Source organism: Noviherbaspirillum sp. (assembly GCF_036563305.1).
GTDB lineage: Bacteria > Pseudomonadota > Gammaproteobacteria > Burkholderiales > Burkholderiaceae_D > Noviherbaspirillum.
The window spans coordinates 227279-243622 of the sequence record NZ_DATCMQ010000004.1 but is presented as its reverse complement, the minus strand read 5'-3'; the positions used below and the strand labels follow the sequence as shown (position 1 = coordinate 243622).

The window sequence follows — 16344 nt, the reverse complement described above, 5'->3', positions numbered from 1 at the left end:
TATCTTTCTTCTGATCATGTCTGAGCGGGATTCTTCCTTGCCCAGACCATGTCCTCGCACCAGCGCGCACTCCTTCCCCTGATCGGCCTGCAAGGCGCGGTCGGCAGCCTCGGCGGCTTCATCGGCTTTTTCGTCGTCGGCCGCAACGACATCCACGCGATCTTCCGCTACAGCGCGTCGATGCTGACCGTGGCAATGCTGGCGACCTTCCTCGCCTATCGCTTCGGCCCGCGCCTGAACCTGTCCGGACGGCGGCTGCTGCGGCTGGGTTTCGTGGTGCCGGGGGTGCTGCTGCTGTTCGGCGACGCGTCGGTGACCAGCATGGCGATTGCCTTCGGTTCCTATCTCGGGCTGACCTGGGGCGGTCGGCATGCGCTGGAGATGGCGCTGCTGAAGGACGGCGAGCGCGACAGCTATGCGGCGCGTTCCTGCACCGCGGTCGTGGTGCTCGGCGTGGGCATGACGTTGCTGGCGACGCTGCTGCTCGGCGCGGCCGGCGAGAAGGCGCGCTACGTGTACTGGATGTACGGCGTGCTCTGCCTCGCCGGCGCGCTCCTGCTCGGCAAGGCGATCCCGGATACCGAGCCGGTCGCGTTGCGCGATCCGCTGGCGGTGCTGCGGCAGCCGCAGTTCGTCGCCTGCCTGCCGCTGTTCTTCCTCGAGTCGGGACTGTTCGGCATCGGCCAGGCAATGGCCGCCGCCGGCGCGGTCAATGCCCTGGGCAGCGCGATGCATTTCGGCTGGGTCTCGACCTGCGCCGGCCTCGTCGGCGGCATCGCCCTCTATTTCACCCGCAAGCAGCGCGATGTCGACAACCGCGCGCAATGGCTGGGCATCTCCTGCCTGGTGGTCGGGCTGGCCTTCGTGCTGCTCGGCGCCAGCGCCTGGGTGCCGGGGCTGTACATCCTGTACTCGATCCTGAAGGCCGCCGGCGCGCCCTTCCTGCTCGCCAGCGAGCAGGTGCTCAACCAGCGCACGCTGGACATCCAGGGCGATCTGTCAGACCGCATCTTCGCGCGCGAACTCGTGCTGTGGGGACTGCGCATGCTGTCGCTGTGCCTGTTCTGGTGGGTCTCGCTGTGGCTGACGCAGTTCGAGCTGCTGGTGACGGGCGCCGCGGTCCTCGCGACGGCGACCGCACTCGAGTATGTGGTGGGCAAGGGGCTGTTGTGGCGGGGCAGGGCGCTGGAGCAGGCGACGCCGGCCTGACCGGGCCGGCGCGACGACGCAATCAGGCCTGCAGGTTGGTGCGCAGGCTGATCTCCGCATTCAGTACCTTCGACACCGGGCAGTTTTTCTTGGCGTCCTGCGCGAGCTCCTCGAATTTCGCCTGGTCTATGCCGGGCACCTTCGCATCCAGCTGCAGCTCCACGGCGGTGATCGACCAGCCTCCCTGCACCTGCTCCAGCGACACGACGGCCTGCGTCGCCACCCGGTCGGGAGTGAAGCCGGCGCCGGCCAGCGCCGCCGACAGCGCCATCGAATAGCAGCCGGCGTGCGCCGCGGCGATCAGTTCCTCCGGATTGGTGCCGGCCCCGTTCTCGAACCGGGTGGAAAACGAATACTGGGTATCCTTCAAGACCGTGCTGGCGGTCGAGATGGTTCCCTTGCCTGCCTTGAGATCACCTTGCCAGACTGCGGATGCGCTGCGTTTCATCATGGGCTCCTTGCGAGTGGGGAAGTTGGCGGAACGAAAACAGTGGCAAAAGCAGAACGTGTGACCCGCGGCTGCCGCGCCCGGTTCCGGCACGTAAAACGTTTATCTGCGAACATTCCCCCTGCGCCACGGTCTGAAACTGCGCCCACGCCCTCCCATCTTTCCCTGACCGGCATGTCTTTCCGATTCTCACTCAACCGTCTGCTTGACCGCCTGCGCGCCCTCGTCCGGCGCCGCCCGTTCTTCCTTGGCATCCTGCTCTGCGCCGGGCCGCTGCTCGCCGCCGGTTGCGCCGGCCTGGCCGAGAAGGAGCGCGAACTCACTTTCCGCATCGAACCCGGCAATGCCGGCTGGTACAGCGGCCTGCCCGACGGCCTGCAGGAGACGCAGGTGCCGGTCGGCAGCGAGCGCAGCGAGCAACTGCATGCATGGTGGTGGCCGGCGGAGCGCGCCGATGCGCCCGCAGTGCTCTACCTGCACGGCGCGCGCTGGAACCTGACCGGCCACGTGTTCCGCATCCGGCAACTGCGCGACTTCGGTTTTTCGGTGCTGGCCATCGACTACCGCGGCTTCGGCAAGAGCGGCGGCGAGCTGCCGTCGGAAGAGACGGTGTACGAGGACGCGCTGGCCGCCTGGCGTCACCTTGCGCAACTGCAGCCCGATCCGGCCCGCCGCTACATCTATGGACATTCGCTCGGCGGCGCGGTGGCGGTCGATCTTGCGCACCGGCTGCAGACTGACCGAGGGATGCCGGCGGCGGAGGGACTGATCGTCGAATCCACCTTCACCACGCTGGCCGACATCGCGCGCAGCCTGAGCTATCCCTGGCTGCCGCTGCAGCTGCTGATGTCGCAGAAATTCGACTCGGTCAGCAAGATTGCAGAGATCTCGCTGCCGGTGCTGATCGTGCACGGTTCCGCCGACCGCTACGTGCCGTCGCGTTTCAGCGAGCAGCTGTACGAGGCGGCGCGCGGCCCAAAGAAACTGCTGCTGATCGACGGCGGCAGCCACAACAACAGCATGCGTCTCGGCGCGGAAGAATACCGCCAGGCATTCGGCGAGCTGTTCGGCTGGCGCCCGCCGCAGGGCTGAGAAGGAAAGGACGCATGAGCGAGCAGGGCTGGTTGCGCCGCCTGCCGGCGCTGCTGCGGGAAGAGCTGCGCCAGCTGACGACGATCCACGCCAGCGACCGCGCATGGCAGATGCCGGTCGCCGCGGCGCTGGCCTCGGGGCTGCCGCTGCTGATCGGGGCCTGGTTCGACCGCCTAGGCCAGGGGTTGGCGGCCTCGCTCGGCGGCCTGGTGTTCCTGTACCTGCCCGGCACGCCGCTCTACCACCGGATGATCTCGCTGCTGGCCTGCGCCTCCGGCATGACCGCCTGCTATACGCTGGGCCTGCTGAGCCACTTCGTGCCGGCGCTGATGATGCCGATGCTGGTCTTCACGTCCATCCTCGCCACCATGGTCAGCCGCTTCTACGGACTGGGCCCGCCGGGCAGCCTGTTCTTCATTATGGCCGCCGCGATCGGCGCCTACACCCCGGTGCCGCCCGGCACGCTGCCGCTGATGGTCGGCCTGCTCACCATGGGCTGCCTGCTGGCATGCCTGGTCGGTTTCCTGTACAGCGCCTACATCCTGCGGCTGCATGCGCCCAAGCCGGTGCCGCCGCTGCCGGCGCCGACCTTCGATTTCGTGGTGTTCGATTCGGTGGTGATCGGCGCCTGCGTCGGCATCTCGCTGGCGGCGGCGCAGTTGCTGCAGCTGGAGAAACCATACTGGGTGCCGATCAGCTGCATGGCGGTCATCCAGGGCACATCGCTGCGCGCCGTGTGGAACCGGCAACTGCAACGGGTGCTCGGCACCGCCATCGGGCTGCTGGTCGCTTGGGGCCTGCTGTCGCTGCCGCTGGACAAGTGGCGGATCTCGCTGCTGATGATGTCGCTGACCTTCATCATCGAGTCGACCGTGGTGCGCCACTACGCATTTGCCTGCATCTTCATCACGCCGCTGACCATCCTGCTGGCCGAAGCCGCCGTGCTGGGGCATGGTTCGCCGCATGCGCTGGTGACGGCGCGCTTCATCGACACGCTGCTCGGCTGCATGATCGGCCTGCTCGGCGGCATCTGCCTGCACAGTCCGCGTTTCCGCGCTGCCCTCACGCCGCTCATCCGGCGCTTCGTGCCGCCCCGGCTGCGGGCCTGATTGTTGCGGGCTTGTTGCGCCACCTCAGGCGAACGGCGTATGCGGTTGTACCCGACGCCCGCCGCCCTATAGTGCATTCAGCGCGCATCGCCGGCGGCAACGCTGCCCGCACACGCCCGCCCGCAATGCCGGACGCGGCCTCGCGCGCGCCGACCCGACCACCTGAACGGGGAGTTCGCCATGTCACGCAAATACATCGACTGCCGGGAGATCCCGAGCGAGAACCACTGCTCGGTCGCCATCGCGGCCGACTCCGAGGCCGAACTGCTGGAAGTGGCAGTCCAGCATGCTGTCGCCGTGCATCACCATCCTGATTCCGCCGCGCTGCGGGATCTGCTGAAACAACACTTCAAGGAGGGCTCGCCGCCGATCCAGGCGCCGGCGATGTCCGGCGCCTGAGGCCGGCGCACCGTCAGCGCGCCGGCGCGATCTCGCCGGTCTGCTCGGGCGGAACCGCCTCCGCGCCTGCCGGCTCTTCCACCCGCATCGGCAGGTCCTGCTCGGCCTGCCTGCGGATGCGCGCCATCTCGTCGAAAGGGGCGGCGGGCGCGGGCGCGCCTGTCGTCTCGCGCTGCCTGTCCCGCGGCCTGTCGTCGGGCTGGACGTCCGACGGCGGTGCGGGACGCGTGCGCGGCCGCTCGGCCTTCGGCTTGGGCGGCGCCTGGTCCTGCCCGAACCAGCCGGCCACGGTCTTCAGCAGGCCCTGGAACATCGATTCCGGCGGCGCCGGGAAGCGCGCCTTGTCGTCGATCGCTCCCTGCAGCAGCGCGCGCCGGACCACGTCGCCGACGATCGGCAGCGCGGTCTGCGCCCCCTGGCCCCAATGGCTGCTGCGCATCGTGACGCGGGCATCGTTGAAGCCGACCCATGCGCCCGCCACCAGGCGCGGGTGCATCAGGATGAACCAGCCGTCGGTGCTGTTCTGCGTGGTGCCGGTCTTGCCGGCGACTTCGCCGCGGATGCCGAACTGGCTGCGGACCGCGCGCCCGGTGCCGCGCTCGATTACCGCGCGCAGCATGCCGGCGAGCGCATGCGCGTCGTCCGGCGACAGCACCCGCTCGCCCTCGCTGTCGAAGGAGGCGAGCAGCTTGCCGTCGCGGTCGCGGATCGCGGTCACCATCAACGGCGCGCGGCGTTCGCCGCCGGCGGCAATGGTGCCGTAGGCGGCGACCATCTCCAGCAGCGTCACCGGGCTGGTGCCGAGCGCCAGCGCCGGCACCGCTTCCAGCGGGCTCTGCCGCACACCGAGCTTGTGCGCGAAATCGGCGACCGCGTCCGGGCCGACCTCCTGCATCACCTGTGCGGTGACGGTGTTCTTCGAGTAGGCCAGCGCATCGCGCAGGCTCATCTCGCGGCCGCTGGGGAGCGACGCGTCGGAAGGGCGCCAGACCGTGCCGTCGCCCATCTCGATCTCCACCGCCTTGTCGGTGAAGCGCTGGTCCGGCGTCATGCCGTCCTCCAGCGCCGCACCGTAGACGAAGGCCTTGAAGGTGGAGCCCGGCTGCCGGCGGGCCTGGGCCACATGGTCGAAATGGTCGACCGCATAGTCGCGGCTGCCCACCCAGGCCTTGACGTGCCCGTTCACCGGATCGAGCGCGACGAAACCGGTCTCCAGCCGCGTCTTGTCCGCGCGCAGGCGAGCCATGAAAGCCGCGTCCTTCTTCAGCGCCTCGAGCGCCGCCTCCGGCGCCGCGCCGGCCTCGACCGCCTGCCGGTAGGCGGCGGTTTCACGGACGAAGGCATCGAGCAGGTCGGCGCGCGCCTTCCAGAAATGCGCGAATGGCTGCAATTGCCGGCGCATGCCGGCGTAGGCGCCGGCACTGGTCGACAGCAGCCGGTCGGACGGCAGCGCCCACTCGACATCGAACACCGCCTGCAGCATCTGCATGCGGCGCGCGACCGCCTGCTCGGCGGCAGCCTGCATGCGCGCATCGATGGTGGTTTCCACCACCAGCCCGTCCGCATAGAGGTTGTAGTCGTTGCGGTCGGCCCAGTCCACCAGCCACTTGCGCACATGCGCAGTGAAATGCGGCATGGCGCCGGCGGGCTCCGGCTGGCGCTCGAAATCCAGCCGCAGCGGCCGGCCCTTCAGGCGCGCGAACTGCGACTGCTCCAGCTTGCCGCGCCTGGCCATCTGCGACAGCACCACGTTGCGCCGCTTCAGCGCGCGTTCCGGGTTCAGCACCGGGTTGTAGTAGCTGGTGCCCTTCAGCATGCCGACCAGGGTCGCGCTTTCCAGGACGTTCAGCTTCGCCGCCGGCTTGTCGAAATAGGTGCGCGCGCCCATCTCGATGCCGAAGGCGTTGTACAGGAACGGCATGGTGTTGAGGTAGGTAAGCAGGATTTCCTGCTTCGAGTACGCATATTCGATCTTGAGCGCGGTGATCAGCTCCTTGAGCTTGCGGGTGAGCGTGCGCTGGCGGCCGATCTCTTCCGGGTACAGGTTGCGCGCCAGTTGTTGCGTCAGCGTCGAGCCGCCTTCGGTATCGCCCTGCAGGGTGCGCAGGATGCCGGCGGCGATGCGCTTGAGATCGACCCCGTGGTGCTGGTAGAAGCGGTGGTCCTCGGTCGCGATCAGCGCCTCGATCACGTGCGGCGAGATCTGGTCCAGTTCCACCCATTCGCGGTTCATCCGCTTGAGCACGGCCAGTTCCTTGCCGTCCGCCGACACCAGGATGGCCGGCGCCTCGGCCTTGGCCTTGCGGATGTCGTCGATGCCGGGGGTGAACGGGATCAGGACGAGCGTGTAGGCAAGCAGGAGAAAAGGGGCGGTGGCGGCCATGCTGCCGGCAGCCTTGGCGCCGCTCGCCGCGCGGCGCGGCCAGGGCAGGCTGCGGTCGGCCGCGGCCCTGAAATAACCCGCGACGCGCGCCGCGGCCCGCCGCGGCAAAGCGGGCGGGGTGAAATCTGCTTCCAAGATGTGTTCCTGTGAGACCGGGAGGAACGCACGGCTTATCGTTCCGTTGCGCAACAGGGATTATACGGAGGCAAGGCCGGAAATAGCCGCGTTTCGCGCCTAGGCCGCGCGCTTGTGCTCCGCGCGGATGGTCCAGTAATGGATCTTCCTACCCTGCACCGTCTCGGTCCGCTCCGGCGGCCACTCAGGCCCCATGTCCCAGATGTGGGAAACCACGCGGGTGCCGGGTTTCAGCTGCTGCCAGAGGATCGGCCGCAGCTTGCGGTTGACGTGCGGCCACAGGAACAGGGTGACCACCGTGGCATCCGAGAAATTGCTCTTGTAGAGATCGCCGACCCGGAATTCCACCCGCTGTTCGACCCCGGCGGCGGCGGCATTGGCCCTGGCCTCCGCGATCCGCTTCGGATCGAGGTCGATGCCGACGCCGCGCGCTCCGTAGACCTTGGCCGCGGTGACGACGATGCGGCCGTCGCCGCAGCCGAGGTCGTACAACAGGTCATCCTTGCCGACCGACGCCATCTGCAGCATGCGCTCGACCACCGGCTGCGGCGAAGGGTCGTAGGGAACGTCGAGCCCGGGCGCGGGCACCACCTGCGCCAGCGCGCGCAGCGCGGGAAGGCCGGCGACTGCGCCGGTGGCGCCGAGCAGGAGCAGGCGGCGTCTGGGGGAGTGGGTCTTCATGTTGTCATCCGCTGGTCCGACCGTTTCCGGTCGCGTTGGTCATGGAGTGGCATGTGAAGCGTCCTGAGGGGACATCGCCGCCTGCCTCGCGATGCATGGCGGCCGCCTCGCCGTTTGCAAGCCGGCGACTCAGCATGTCCCGCAGCAGCGGAAAGCCGGCGATCCAGCCGTTGCGCACGACTTGCCCTGCTTCCAGCAGCGCGTCCGGATGCCGGTTGAAATAGGCGGCGCTGGCGCGCTCGAGCCGTTCCGATTGCGCGGGAAACCGCGGCCGCAGGATCATCGCGGCCACGCGGAACACGTTCGCTTCGCACGCGTCGCGCGCGCCGCCCTGGCTGCCTGCCGCCACGCCGGTGCAGCGATCCAGCAGCACGCTTTCCGCATCCCGTGCCGTCATCGACCGTTCCCTCCGTTGCCCTGTTGGCTGTCCCCGATGCCGCCACTCTACGGCCCGCATGCATGAAAAGCAACGGGTTGCGGCCGGCGCGAAGCTACAGGGCCGGCCGCCGTCTGCCGGTGCGGTTCACTTGCTCGAATGCATGGGCGATCTGCAGCAGTGCGAACTCGCCCTGGTGCCGCCCGACCAGCTGCAGCCCCACCGGCAGCCCGTCGTCGGTGAAGGCGCAGGGCAGGGACAGCGCCGGATGGCCGGTGGCGGTGACGAGGTAGCAGGACTGCATCCATTCGATGTAGCTGCCCATCTTCACGCCGCCGATCTCGGTCACGTACTGCTGGTCGACCGGGAAAGGCGTCACCTGGTTCACCGGCAGCACGATGGCATCGTATTGCTCCATGAAACGGTGCATGCGCAGGAACAGCGCCGTGCGCAGCTTGTTGGCGCGCGCCAGTTGCGGGCCGCTCAGCTTGCGGCCTTCCTCGATGTTCCAGACCACGGTGTCCTTCAGCACGCCCGGATGCCGGTCCATCACGGCGCCGAGCCCGGACTCGAACGCGTGCGCACGCAGCGTCATGAAGATGTCGTGCGCGTCGCGAAAGTCGGGGCAGGCTTCCTCGACGATGCAGCCGAGGTCTTCGAACGTGCGGCGCCGGGCGTCGATCGCCGCGCTCACCTGCCGGTCCACCGGCAGCCCGCCCATGCCGGGACTCCACGCGATGCGCATGCCTTTCAGGTCGCGCCCCAGCGGCTGCCGGAAGCGCGCGCCGTCCTCGGCAATCGCGATCGGGTCGCGCGGATCGGGTCCCGCCATCACCGACAGGTAGAGCGCGAGGTCGCGCACGGAACGCGCCATCGGTCCGCTCACCGACAGCGTGCTCCACGCATCGACGGACGGCACCTGCGGCACCCGTCCCGCCGAGGGCCGCAGGCCGACCACGTTGCAGAAATTCGCCGGGCAGCGCAGCGAGCCGCCCATGTCGGTGCCGTCCGCCAGCGGCACCATGCCGGCCGCCAGCGCCACCGCGGAACCGCCGCTGGAGCCGCCGCAGGTCTTGTCCAGGTCCCAGGGATTGCGGGTGACGCCGAACACCGCGTTGAAGGTCTGCGAGCCGGCGCCGAATTCCGGCGTATTGGTCTTGCCGATGCTGATCGCGCCCGCCTGCTGCTGGCGCTCCACCACCAGCGCGCTGCGCACCGGCACATGGTGTTCATGCACCTTCGAGCCGTACGTCGTGCGCATTCCCCTGGTCTGCATCAGGTCCTTGTGCGCCACCGGCAGGCCGTGCAGCGGGCCGAGCGCTTCGCCGCGCGCCTGCGCCTCGTCCGCGGCCGCGGCCGCCGCCATCGCTTCCTCCGCATGCAGGGTGACGATGGCATTCAACCGCGGGTTGACGTCGGCGATGCGGTCCAGGTGGGCCTGCATCAGCTCGCGCGCCGACAGGCGGCCGGCGCGGATCTCCGCGGCCATGTCGGCGGCGTCGAGGTAAAAGAGTGCGTCGTTCATCGGTTCAGTATCCAAGCGTGCGGGGCAGCCACATCGCCAGCGACGGGAAAGCGGTCACCAGCACCAGCGCCAGCAGCATCGCCGCCACCATCCACAGCGCCCAGTGCACGGTGGACTCGATCGAGATGCCCGCCACGCGGGTGGTGACCATCAGGTTGACCGCCATCGGCGGCGTGAACTGCCCGATGGCGAGGTTCATCGTCATGATGATGCCGAACCAGACCGGGTCCCATTTGTAGATCGCCATGATCGGCAGCAGGATCGGCAGGAACACCAGGTAGATCGAGACCGCGTCGAGCAGCATGCCGGCGACGAGCAGCATGACCATGATCATCGTCAGCATCATCGCCTCGCTGCTGGTGAAGCCGAGCAGCAGGGCGGCGAACGCGTCGAACGCGCCGAGCGTGGAGCCGGCGTGCGCGAACACGCCCGCCAGCGAGATGATCAGCATGACCACTGCCGAAATCTCGGCCGACTCCACCAGCACGCGGTAGACGTCGCGCAGCGACAGCGAGCGATAGACGAACAGCCCGACGAACAGGCCATAGAACGCCGCCACCACCGCCGCCTCGGTCGGCGTGAAGATGCCGGTGCGCAGGCCGCCGAGGATGATCACCGGCGCCAGCAGGCCCCAGATCGCTTCCTTGAAGCTGTCCCAGAAGCGCGGCGTCGGTTCGCCATCGTCCAGGCCCCAGCCATGCTTCCACGAGAAATACAGGGTGGGCAGGATCAGCGACAGCCCTGCGAGGATGCCCGGCACCACGCCGCCGGCGAACAGCGCGGGCACCGATGCCGACGGCACCAGCACGCTGTAGACGATCAGCGCCACCGACGGCGGGATCAGGATCGCGGTGGATCCCGCCGCCGCGATCAGCGACGCCGAGAACGCCTTCGGATAGCCCTGCTTGAGCATGCTCGGGATCATCACCATCGCCACCGCGGCCGCATCCGCGGGGCCGGAACCGGAAATCCCGCCGAGGAACATGCAGACGAGGATCGCGACGATGCCCTGCGCGCCGCGGCGCTTGCCGACCACCGCCGAGGCGAAGCGCACGATGCGCACCGCCACGCCGGCACGCTCGAACATCATTCCGGCCAGGATGAACACCGGCAGCGCCAGCAGCGGATACTTGGCGATGCCGTTGTAGGCGTTGGTGGGCACCGACATGATGCCGAGTCCCTCGACCAGGATCACCGCGCTGCCGGCGATGCCGAGGGCGACCGCCAGCGGCGCGCCGAGCGCCAGCAGCAGCGCGAAGCCGAGGAACAGGATGAGGCTGCCTTCCGCGATCATTGCGCATCTCCTGCGGCAGGCGCGCGCACCAGCCGCACCAGGCGGCCGAGGATGCGCAGGCAGATCACGGCCGACAGCAGCGGCAGCCAGATCGTGTAGATCCACTGCGGGATGCCGATGCCGGGCGAGGTGGTGTCGTACTGCCAGTCGTCCCAGAACAGGAAGGTCCCGTACCACGCGATCACCGCGAACATCAGCGCCGACAACGCCATGACCAGGTACTCGGTCCGGCGCGCCAGCGACGCCGGCATGCGGTCGGTGAGGAAGGTCATGCGGATGTGGGTGTTGCGCACGAAGGCCGCCGACGCGCCGAACAGCGTCAGCACGACCATCAGGAAGATCGAGAACTCCTCCGTGAAGGCGAACGAGGCGTCGGTGAAATAGCGCACGATCACGTTGGCGAAGGTGATGCAGCAGATCAGCGCCATCGCCAGCGCGGCCAGGGCTTCTTCGATCTTTACCGGGATACGCGGCGGCGCTTCGCCACGGGATTGCGCGCTGTCGGGGAGGTCACTCATGGGGAATATGCCTGGAAACGGGGCGCCGCGCTGCGGCGCATTATGCTGCCGCCCGCGCGGCGCGACCGCGCGGGCGATGCTCTTGCTGTTGGTGTTGCGGCCGGCCCGCGGCGTGCTTCGCCGCGTTCCTGCTTACTTGCGCGCGGCGATCTCGGCTTCGGCCTTCTTGACGAGGTCGACGCCGATGGTCTTCGTCCACTTGTCGTAGACCGGGCGGGTCAGCTTGCGGAATTCCTCCAGCTCGGCCGCGCCTGGCCGCGTGACCTTGACGCCCTGCGCCTCGACTTCCTTCCACAGCGCGTTGTCGGTGCCGGTCAGGCCCTTGCGCGCCAGCGCGATCTCTTCCTTGCCGGCCTGGATCGCCGCCGCCCGCACCGCTTCCTGGTCTTCCTTGCTCCAGCTTTCCCAGACCCTGCGGTTGACGACGAAGATCAGCGGGTCGTTCATGTAGCCCCATTGGGTCAGGTACTTCTGCCCGACGGTGCTGATCTTCGCGCCGAGGAACACCGAGATCGGGTTCTCCTGGCCGTCCACCGCGCCGGACGCGAGCGCCGGCTGCGCATCAGCCCAGCTCATCTGGGTCGGGTTGGCGCCGAGGGCGGTGAAGGTATCGTTGAACAGCGGCGAGCCGACGACGCGGAACTTCATGCCCTTCATGTCGGCCGGGGTGCGGATCTCGCGCTTGGAGTTGCTGATCTCGCGGAATCCGTTCTCGCCCCAGGCCAGCGGCACGACGCCGTTGCGCTCGATTGCCTTGAAGATCAGCTTGCCGGTCTCGCCGTTCATCAGCGCGTCGGCGGAACGGTAGTCCGGCTGCAGGAAGGGCAGGGAGAACAGGTTGAGTTCCTTGACCTGCGGCGACCAGTTGATCGACGAGCCGACGGCGAGGTCGATCACGCCCTGGCGGATCGCGGTGAATTCACGCGTCTGGTCGCCGGCCACCAGCGAGGTGCCGGGGTACATCTTGATATTGATGCGGCCCTGGGTCTTTTCCTTGACCAGCTCCGCCCAGCGCTCGCCGCCCTTCCCCCACGGGAAGGCGGTGCCGAGCACGGTCGACAGGCGATATTCGGGCTGGTATTTCTGCTGGGCGTGGGCGGGGGCGGCGAAGGCGAGCGCGGCGCCGATGGCGAGCGCGAAAAGGGACTGTCTCAAGGTAACTCCTTTGGATGGTGCGGGCCCGCTGCATCGGCGGGCGGCTCTGGGTCTCGTTCTGCGCATTGGCGCGAGGACACTTTACCAAAACTTCCGCAGGAGCGGTTCAGGGGGCGCGGCCTTCGCCCGGCCGGCCCTTGCGTGAGCGGCGTGGCCGGTGTGGCCGGGATGCCGGGGCGGCCACTGCACGGGCCGCGCCGGCGGATGCATCCCCTGCCTCAGTCCGGCGGCGCCGCACCGTCGGCGATGTCGATCGCGATCACGCGGAACGTGCCTTCCTTGTAGCCGAGGCGCTCGGCGGTCTCGGTGGCTTCGCCCGCGCTGTTGTAGCGGCCCGCCTGATCCTCGCGGTCGGTGAGGGAGACGTCGCCGGCGAACGGAGGTAGCCGTCGGCGGTCTTGACGATGTAGGCATGCATGGGTCGGGTCCTCAGGCGGCGGGCTTGTAGGAGAGCGCGGTGGTCGTCGTGGCCGGGCGGGGCGGCGTCGCGGCCTGCCGCCTGCGCGCCGCGACCACCACTCCCGCGCCCAGCACCGCCAGCCCGAGCAGCGCGCGCACCGACGGCCGCGGGATCGCCATCGCCGCCGGGACCAGCGGCGGCGGCTCGCGCCGCTGCGGATCGGACCAGGCAGCCCGCGCTGCGCCATAGGGGATGGGGGCGTCCAGCGCGAACAGTTCGCACATCGCCTGCACGAAAGGCTGCATGTCCTGCGGGCCGCGGCTGGTCACCCAGTTGCCGTCGCGGACCACCTCGCGGTCGAGCCAGTTGGCGCCGGCGTTCACCATGTCGTCGCGCATGCCCGGCCAGGAAGTCAGCGTGCGCCCGCGCGTCAGATTGGCGGACGCCAGCACCCAGGGACCATGGCACAGCGTGGCGATCGGCTTGCGCGCGACGTCGAACGCATGCACGAACCTGCGCGCTTGCGCCGACTGGCGGAGCAGGTCGGGATTGATATAGCCGCCGGGTATCAGCAGGCCGTCATAGTGCTGCGCGTCGGCTTCGGCCAGCACCCGGTCGATGGCAATGGTGCCCGCGGCCTCGTGCAGGTTGACCGCGCGGATGCTGCCCGGATGGAGGGAAACGATCTCGACATCCGCGCCCTGTGCGCGCAGCGCGGCGACGGGGGCCGCCAGTTCGATCTTCTCTACGCCGTCCGCGGCCAGCACCGCGACGCGCCGGCCCTTCAGTGTTTTTCTTCCGAACATGCATGGTTCCTTTCCGAAAAGCGGCGACGCCGGTGGCGGCCGCTGCGCGTGAGAACACCAGGTGCGGCGTAAGTTCGGCGGGCGGCCGGCGCCGCGCGGTTGCGGCGCTACTTCCGGATGCCGAGCTTCTTCTTCATGGCGGCGGTCAGCGACTGCCGCGTCGTGCCGTATTCCCGCCAGGGGTCCTCGCTCAGCGTCGCCAGGCGATGCGGCACCGTGGCGATGGTCCACTCGGCGCCGCCGCCGATCGACGACAGTTCTTCCCACGCCACCGGTACCGACACCGGCAGTCCCGGCCGGGCGCGCACCGACCAGGCCGAAGCGGTACTGGCCTGGCGCCGGTTGCGCAGCGTGTCGACGAAGATCTTGCCGACCCGGTTCTTCTCGCCCATCTTGGCGCTGAACAGGCTGGGGAGCGTCTGCGCCAGGTGCTGCGCAACGGCGAGCGAAAAGTCCACCACCTCGTCCCAGTCCTGCCGCCGCGCCAGCGGCACCACCAGGTGCAGGCCCTTGCCGCCGCTGGTCTTGAGGAAGCTGCGCAGTCCGAGCTCGTCCAGCATCACCTTCACCAGTTGCGCGCCTTCGAGCACCCGTTCCCAGGGCAGCGACGCATCCGGGTCGAGATCGAACACCATCCGGTCCGGCCGCTCGATGCGGTCGGCGGTCGCGTTGCCGGTATGAAGCTCGATCGTTCCCATCTGCGCGGCCCCGACCAGCGCCTGCGCGTTGTCGATCACCATCAGCGGATCATGGTCGGGGTCGAGCGCCGGGTCGAGCGAGCGCATGCCCGGCACCGTCACCCGGCTCAGGTGCTTCTGGAAGAAGTGCTCGCCGGTGATGCCTTCCGGGCAGCGCAGCAGATAGACCGGACGGTCTTTCAGGAACGGCAGCAGCCAGGGCGAGACGGCTTCGTAGAACAGCACGAGGTCGCGCTTGGTCAGCCCGCTGTCCGGGTCGATCACGCGGTCGGGATGGGTGATCTTCACGCCCTGCACCGGCGCGTCGTCGCTGGCAGCGGGCCGGCGCGCCGGTGCTGCCTTGCCGGAAGCAGCCGCCCGCGCCCGCGCCGGCGCAGGCGCCGCCGTCGCCTTGTCCTGCGGCCCGGTGCTGCTGCCGTTGCGCGGCAGGCTCGCCGCGTCCTCGCGGCGCACGTCACGCGCGCGCTTGTCGCGCCGCAGGCCATGGAACACCGCCTGCCGCAGCAGGTGGTCGGCGGTCCATTCCGCAAACGACACCTCCGCCACGAGTTGCGGCTTCACCCAGTGCGTGTCGGCGCGGCGCAGGCCGGCCGGCATGCGCTCGAAGGGCAACTGGTCCTGTTCCAGCGACTGCAGGCGCCGATGGAGATCGGCCAGCAGCTTGCCGTCGAAGCCGCTGCCGACGCGCCCGGCGTAGCGCAGCTTGCCGCCGTCGCCGTACACGCCCAGCAGCAGCGCGCCGAAAAACTGGCGGCTGCCCTGCGGTTCGGTATAGCCGATGACCACGAACTCCTGCCGCCGCCGGCATTTCAGCTTGATCCAGCTGGGGCTGCGCCGGCCGATGTAGATGGAATCGGCGCGCTTGCCGATGATGCCTTCCATCGAGAGGCGGCAGGCGCTTTCCAGCAAGGTGGCCGGCGGCTGCACGATCGGCGTGCTGTAGCGCACCAGCGGCGCGCTGTTCTTCTCGAGCACCTGGTTCAGCAGCGCATGGCGCTGGATCAGCGGCGTTTCGCGCAGGTCGTAGCCGCCGCAGTAGGGCAGGTCGAACAGGAAGTACACGATGTCGGCGGTGCGCCGGCTGTCGAAGGCGTTCTGCAGCAACTGGAAGGAGGGCACGCCCTGCGCGTCGAGCACCACGATCTCGCCGTCCAGCCAGGCGCTCTTCAGGCCGAGCGACCCGACCGCCTTCGCCAGCGCCGGCAGCCGCTCGGTCCAGTCGTTGCCGTCGCGGGTGAACAGGGTCACCTGTCCGCCATCCACCCGCGCCAGCATCCGGTAGCCGTCGAACTTGACCTCGTAGAGCCAGTCGCCGCCGCCCGGAAAATCCTCGACCAGGGTGGCCAGTTGCGGACGCAGCGACTCGGGCAGCGGCTTCTTCGCCGCCTTGCCCAGTTTTGCGGGCGTCAGGCGGCCGACAGCCTGCGGCGCTGCCGCCCCGTTTGCCCTTGCCGCCGGCGCGGCCTTCGCCGTCTTTGCTGCCTTTGCCGCCGGCGCGGCCTTCGCCGTCTTGCCGGCCTTGCCCGACAGCGCCTTTTTTTCCCTGGCCTTCCTTTCCCTTGCCTTCTCCGGCGCCGCCAGGCTGTCCGGCATGTCCCGGGTGACGTCGAACTCCCGCTGCGACCGGGCCTCGTCGTCCTGCTCCTTGATCAACAGCCACTGCTCCTTGTCGCCGCTGGCCTGCAGGCGGGTACGCACCAGCGTCCAGCCGCCCTGCAGCTTCTCGCCGTCGAGCCGGAACTTGAGCTTGCCCTTCCTGTACGCCTCCGACGGATCGTCCTGCGGCTCCCAGTAGCCGGTGTCCCAGACGTCGACATGGCCGGCGCCGTACTGGTGCGCGGGGATGTCGCCATGGAAGTCGATGTAGTCGAGCGGATGGTCCTCGACATGCACCGCCAGCCTTTTCTCGGCCGGGTCGAGGCTTGGCCCCTTCGGCACCGCCCAGCTCTTCAGCGTGCCGTCGAACTCCAGCCGGAAGTCGTAGTGCAGCCGCCGCGCATGGTGCTTCTGGATGACGAAGCGCAGCCGCTCGCCGGGCGCCACGACGGCGCCGTGGGGTTCCGGCGTGATGCTGAAATCGCGCTTGGCGTGATAGGTCGAGAGCTTGTCCGGCATG

The 16344-nt window shown here is 68.9% G+C and carries 14 protein-coding genes; 4 read left to right on the top strand and 10 right to left on the bottom strand.

The genetic code is table 11. The features are described 5' to 3' along the window. Positions 1–48: 48 nt before the first annotated feature. Entirely contained in the window at positions 49–1209 is a 1161-nt protein-coding gene (locus VIM12_RS02080; RefSeq protein ID WP_331939947.1) for a hypothetical protein, read from the top strand. Between the two features lie 22 nt (positions 1210–1231). Here VIM12_RS02080 and VIM12_RS02075 read toward each other — a convergent pair whose 3' ends face one another. Next, entirely contained in the window at positions 1232–1657 is a 426-nt protein-coding gene (locus tag VIM12_RS02075; protein ID WP_331940096.1) for an OsmC family protein, read from the bottom strand. Positions 1658–1831: 174 nt separating this feature from the next. Here VIM12_RS02075 and VIM12_RS02070 point away from each other — a divergent pair, with 174 nt between their 5' ends. From VIM12_RS02070 to VIM12_RS02060, 3 genes are all read left to right on the top strand, one after another. Next, positions 1832–2749: an alpha/beta hydrolase gene (locus VIM12_RS02070; RefSeq protein ID WP_331939946.1), complete on the top strand. Its 918-nt coding sequence runs from the start codon at positions 1832–1834 to the stop codon at positions 2747–2749. Between the two features lie 14 nt (positions 2750–2763). Continuing rightward, a complete protein-coding gene (locus VIM12_RS02065; protein WP_331939945.1) occupies positions 2764–3858 on the top strand; it encodes an FUSC family protein in 1095 nt (364 codons plus the stop codon). A gap of 180 nt (positions 3859–4038) precedes the next feature. Further along, on the top strand, positions 4039–4257 hold the full coding sequence (locus VIM12_RS02060) for a DUF1059 domain-containing protein (protein ID WP_331939944.1): 219 nt from the start codon (positions 4039–4041) through the stop codon (positions 4255–4257). Positions 4258–4270: 13 nt separating this feature from the next. Here the strand turns inward: VIM12_RS02060 and VIM12_RS02055 are convergent, their stop codons facing one another. The 9 genes from VIM12_RS02055 to ligD all read right to left on the bottom strand — a co-directional run bounded on the left by VIM12_RS02055 (position 4271) and on the right by ligD (position 16343). Beyond that, on the bottom strand, positions 4271–6775 hold the full coding sequence (locus VIM12_RS02055) for a penicillin-binding protein 1A (protein WP_414691736.1): 2505 nt from the start codon (positions 6773–6775) through the stop codon (positions 4271–4273). A gap of 99 nt (positions 6776–6874) precedes the next feature. Further along, positions 6875–7456 carry a class I SAM-dependent methyltransferase gene (locus tag VIM12_RS02050; RefSeq protein ID WP_331939943.1) on the bottom strand — a complete coding sequence of 194 codons (582 nt, stop codon included), beginning with the start codon at positions 7454–7456 and terminating at the stop codon, positions 6875–6877. A 4-nt stretch (positions 7457–7460) separates the two neighbouring features. Further along, positions 7461–7853 (bottom strand): hypothetical protein, encoded by a 393-nt coding sequence (locus VIM12_RS02045; protein ID WP_331939942.1) that lies wholly within the window; start codon positions 7851–7853, stop codon positions 7461–7463. A 94-nt stretch (positions 7854–7947) separates the two neighbouring features. Then, positions 7948–9357, bottom strand: a complete 1410-nt coding sequence (locus VIM12_RS02040; RefSeq protein ID WP_331939941.1) for an amidase — start codon at positions 9355–9357, stop codon at positions 7948–7950. Between the two features lie 4 nt (positions 9358–9361). After that, positions 9362–10651 carry a TRAP transporter large permease gene (locus VIM12_RS02035; protein ID WP_331939940.1) on the bottom strand — a complete coding sequence of 430 codons (1290 nt, stop codon included), beginning with the start codon at positions 10649–10651 and terminating at the stop codon, positions 9362–9364. After that, complete coding sequence (locus VIM12_RS02030; protein WP_331939939.1) at positions 10648–11169, bottom strand: TRAP transporter small permease; 522 nt, start codon at positions 11167–11169, stop codon at positions 10648–10650. Before VIM12_RS02030 ends, VIM12_RS02035 begins: the two co-directional genes overlap by 4 nt. A gap of 132 nt (positions 11170–11301) precedes the next feature. Continuing rightward, complete coding sequence (locus tag VIM12_RS02025; protein WP_331939938.1) at positions 11302–12324, bottom strand: DctP family TRAP transporter solute-binding subunit; 1023 nt, start codon at positions 12322–12324, stop codon at positions 11302–11304. Positions 12325–12753: 429 nt separating this feature from the next. After that, the gene (locus tag VIM12_RS02020) at positions 12754–13530 is read right to left on the bottom strand and encodes a type 1 glutamine amidotransferase domain-containing protein (RefSeq protein ID WP_331939937.1); all 777 of its coding nucleotides are present in this window, start codon (positions 13528–13530) and stop codon (positions 12754–12756) included. Between the two features lie 107 nt (positions 13531–13637). Beyond that, the gene (gene ligD / locus VIM12_RS02015) at positions 13638–16343 is read right to left on the bottom strand and encodes a DNA ligase D (RefSeq protein ID WP_331939936.1); all 2706 of its coding nucleotides are present in this window, start codon (positions 16341–16343) and stop codon (positions 13638–13640) included. Between the last annotated feature and the right edge of the window lies 1 nt (position 16344).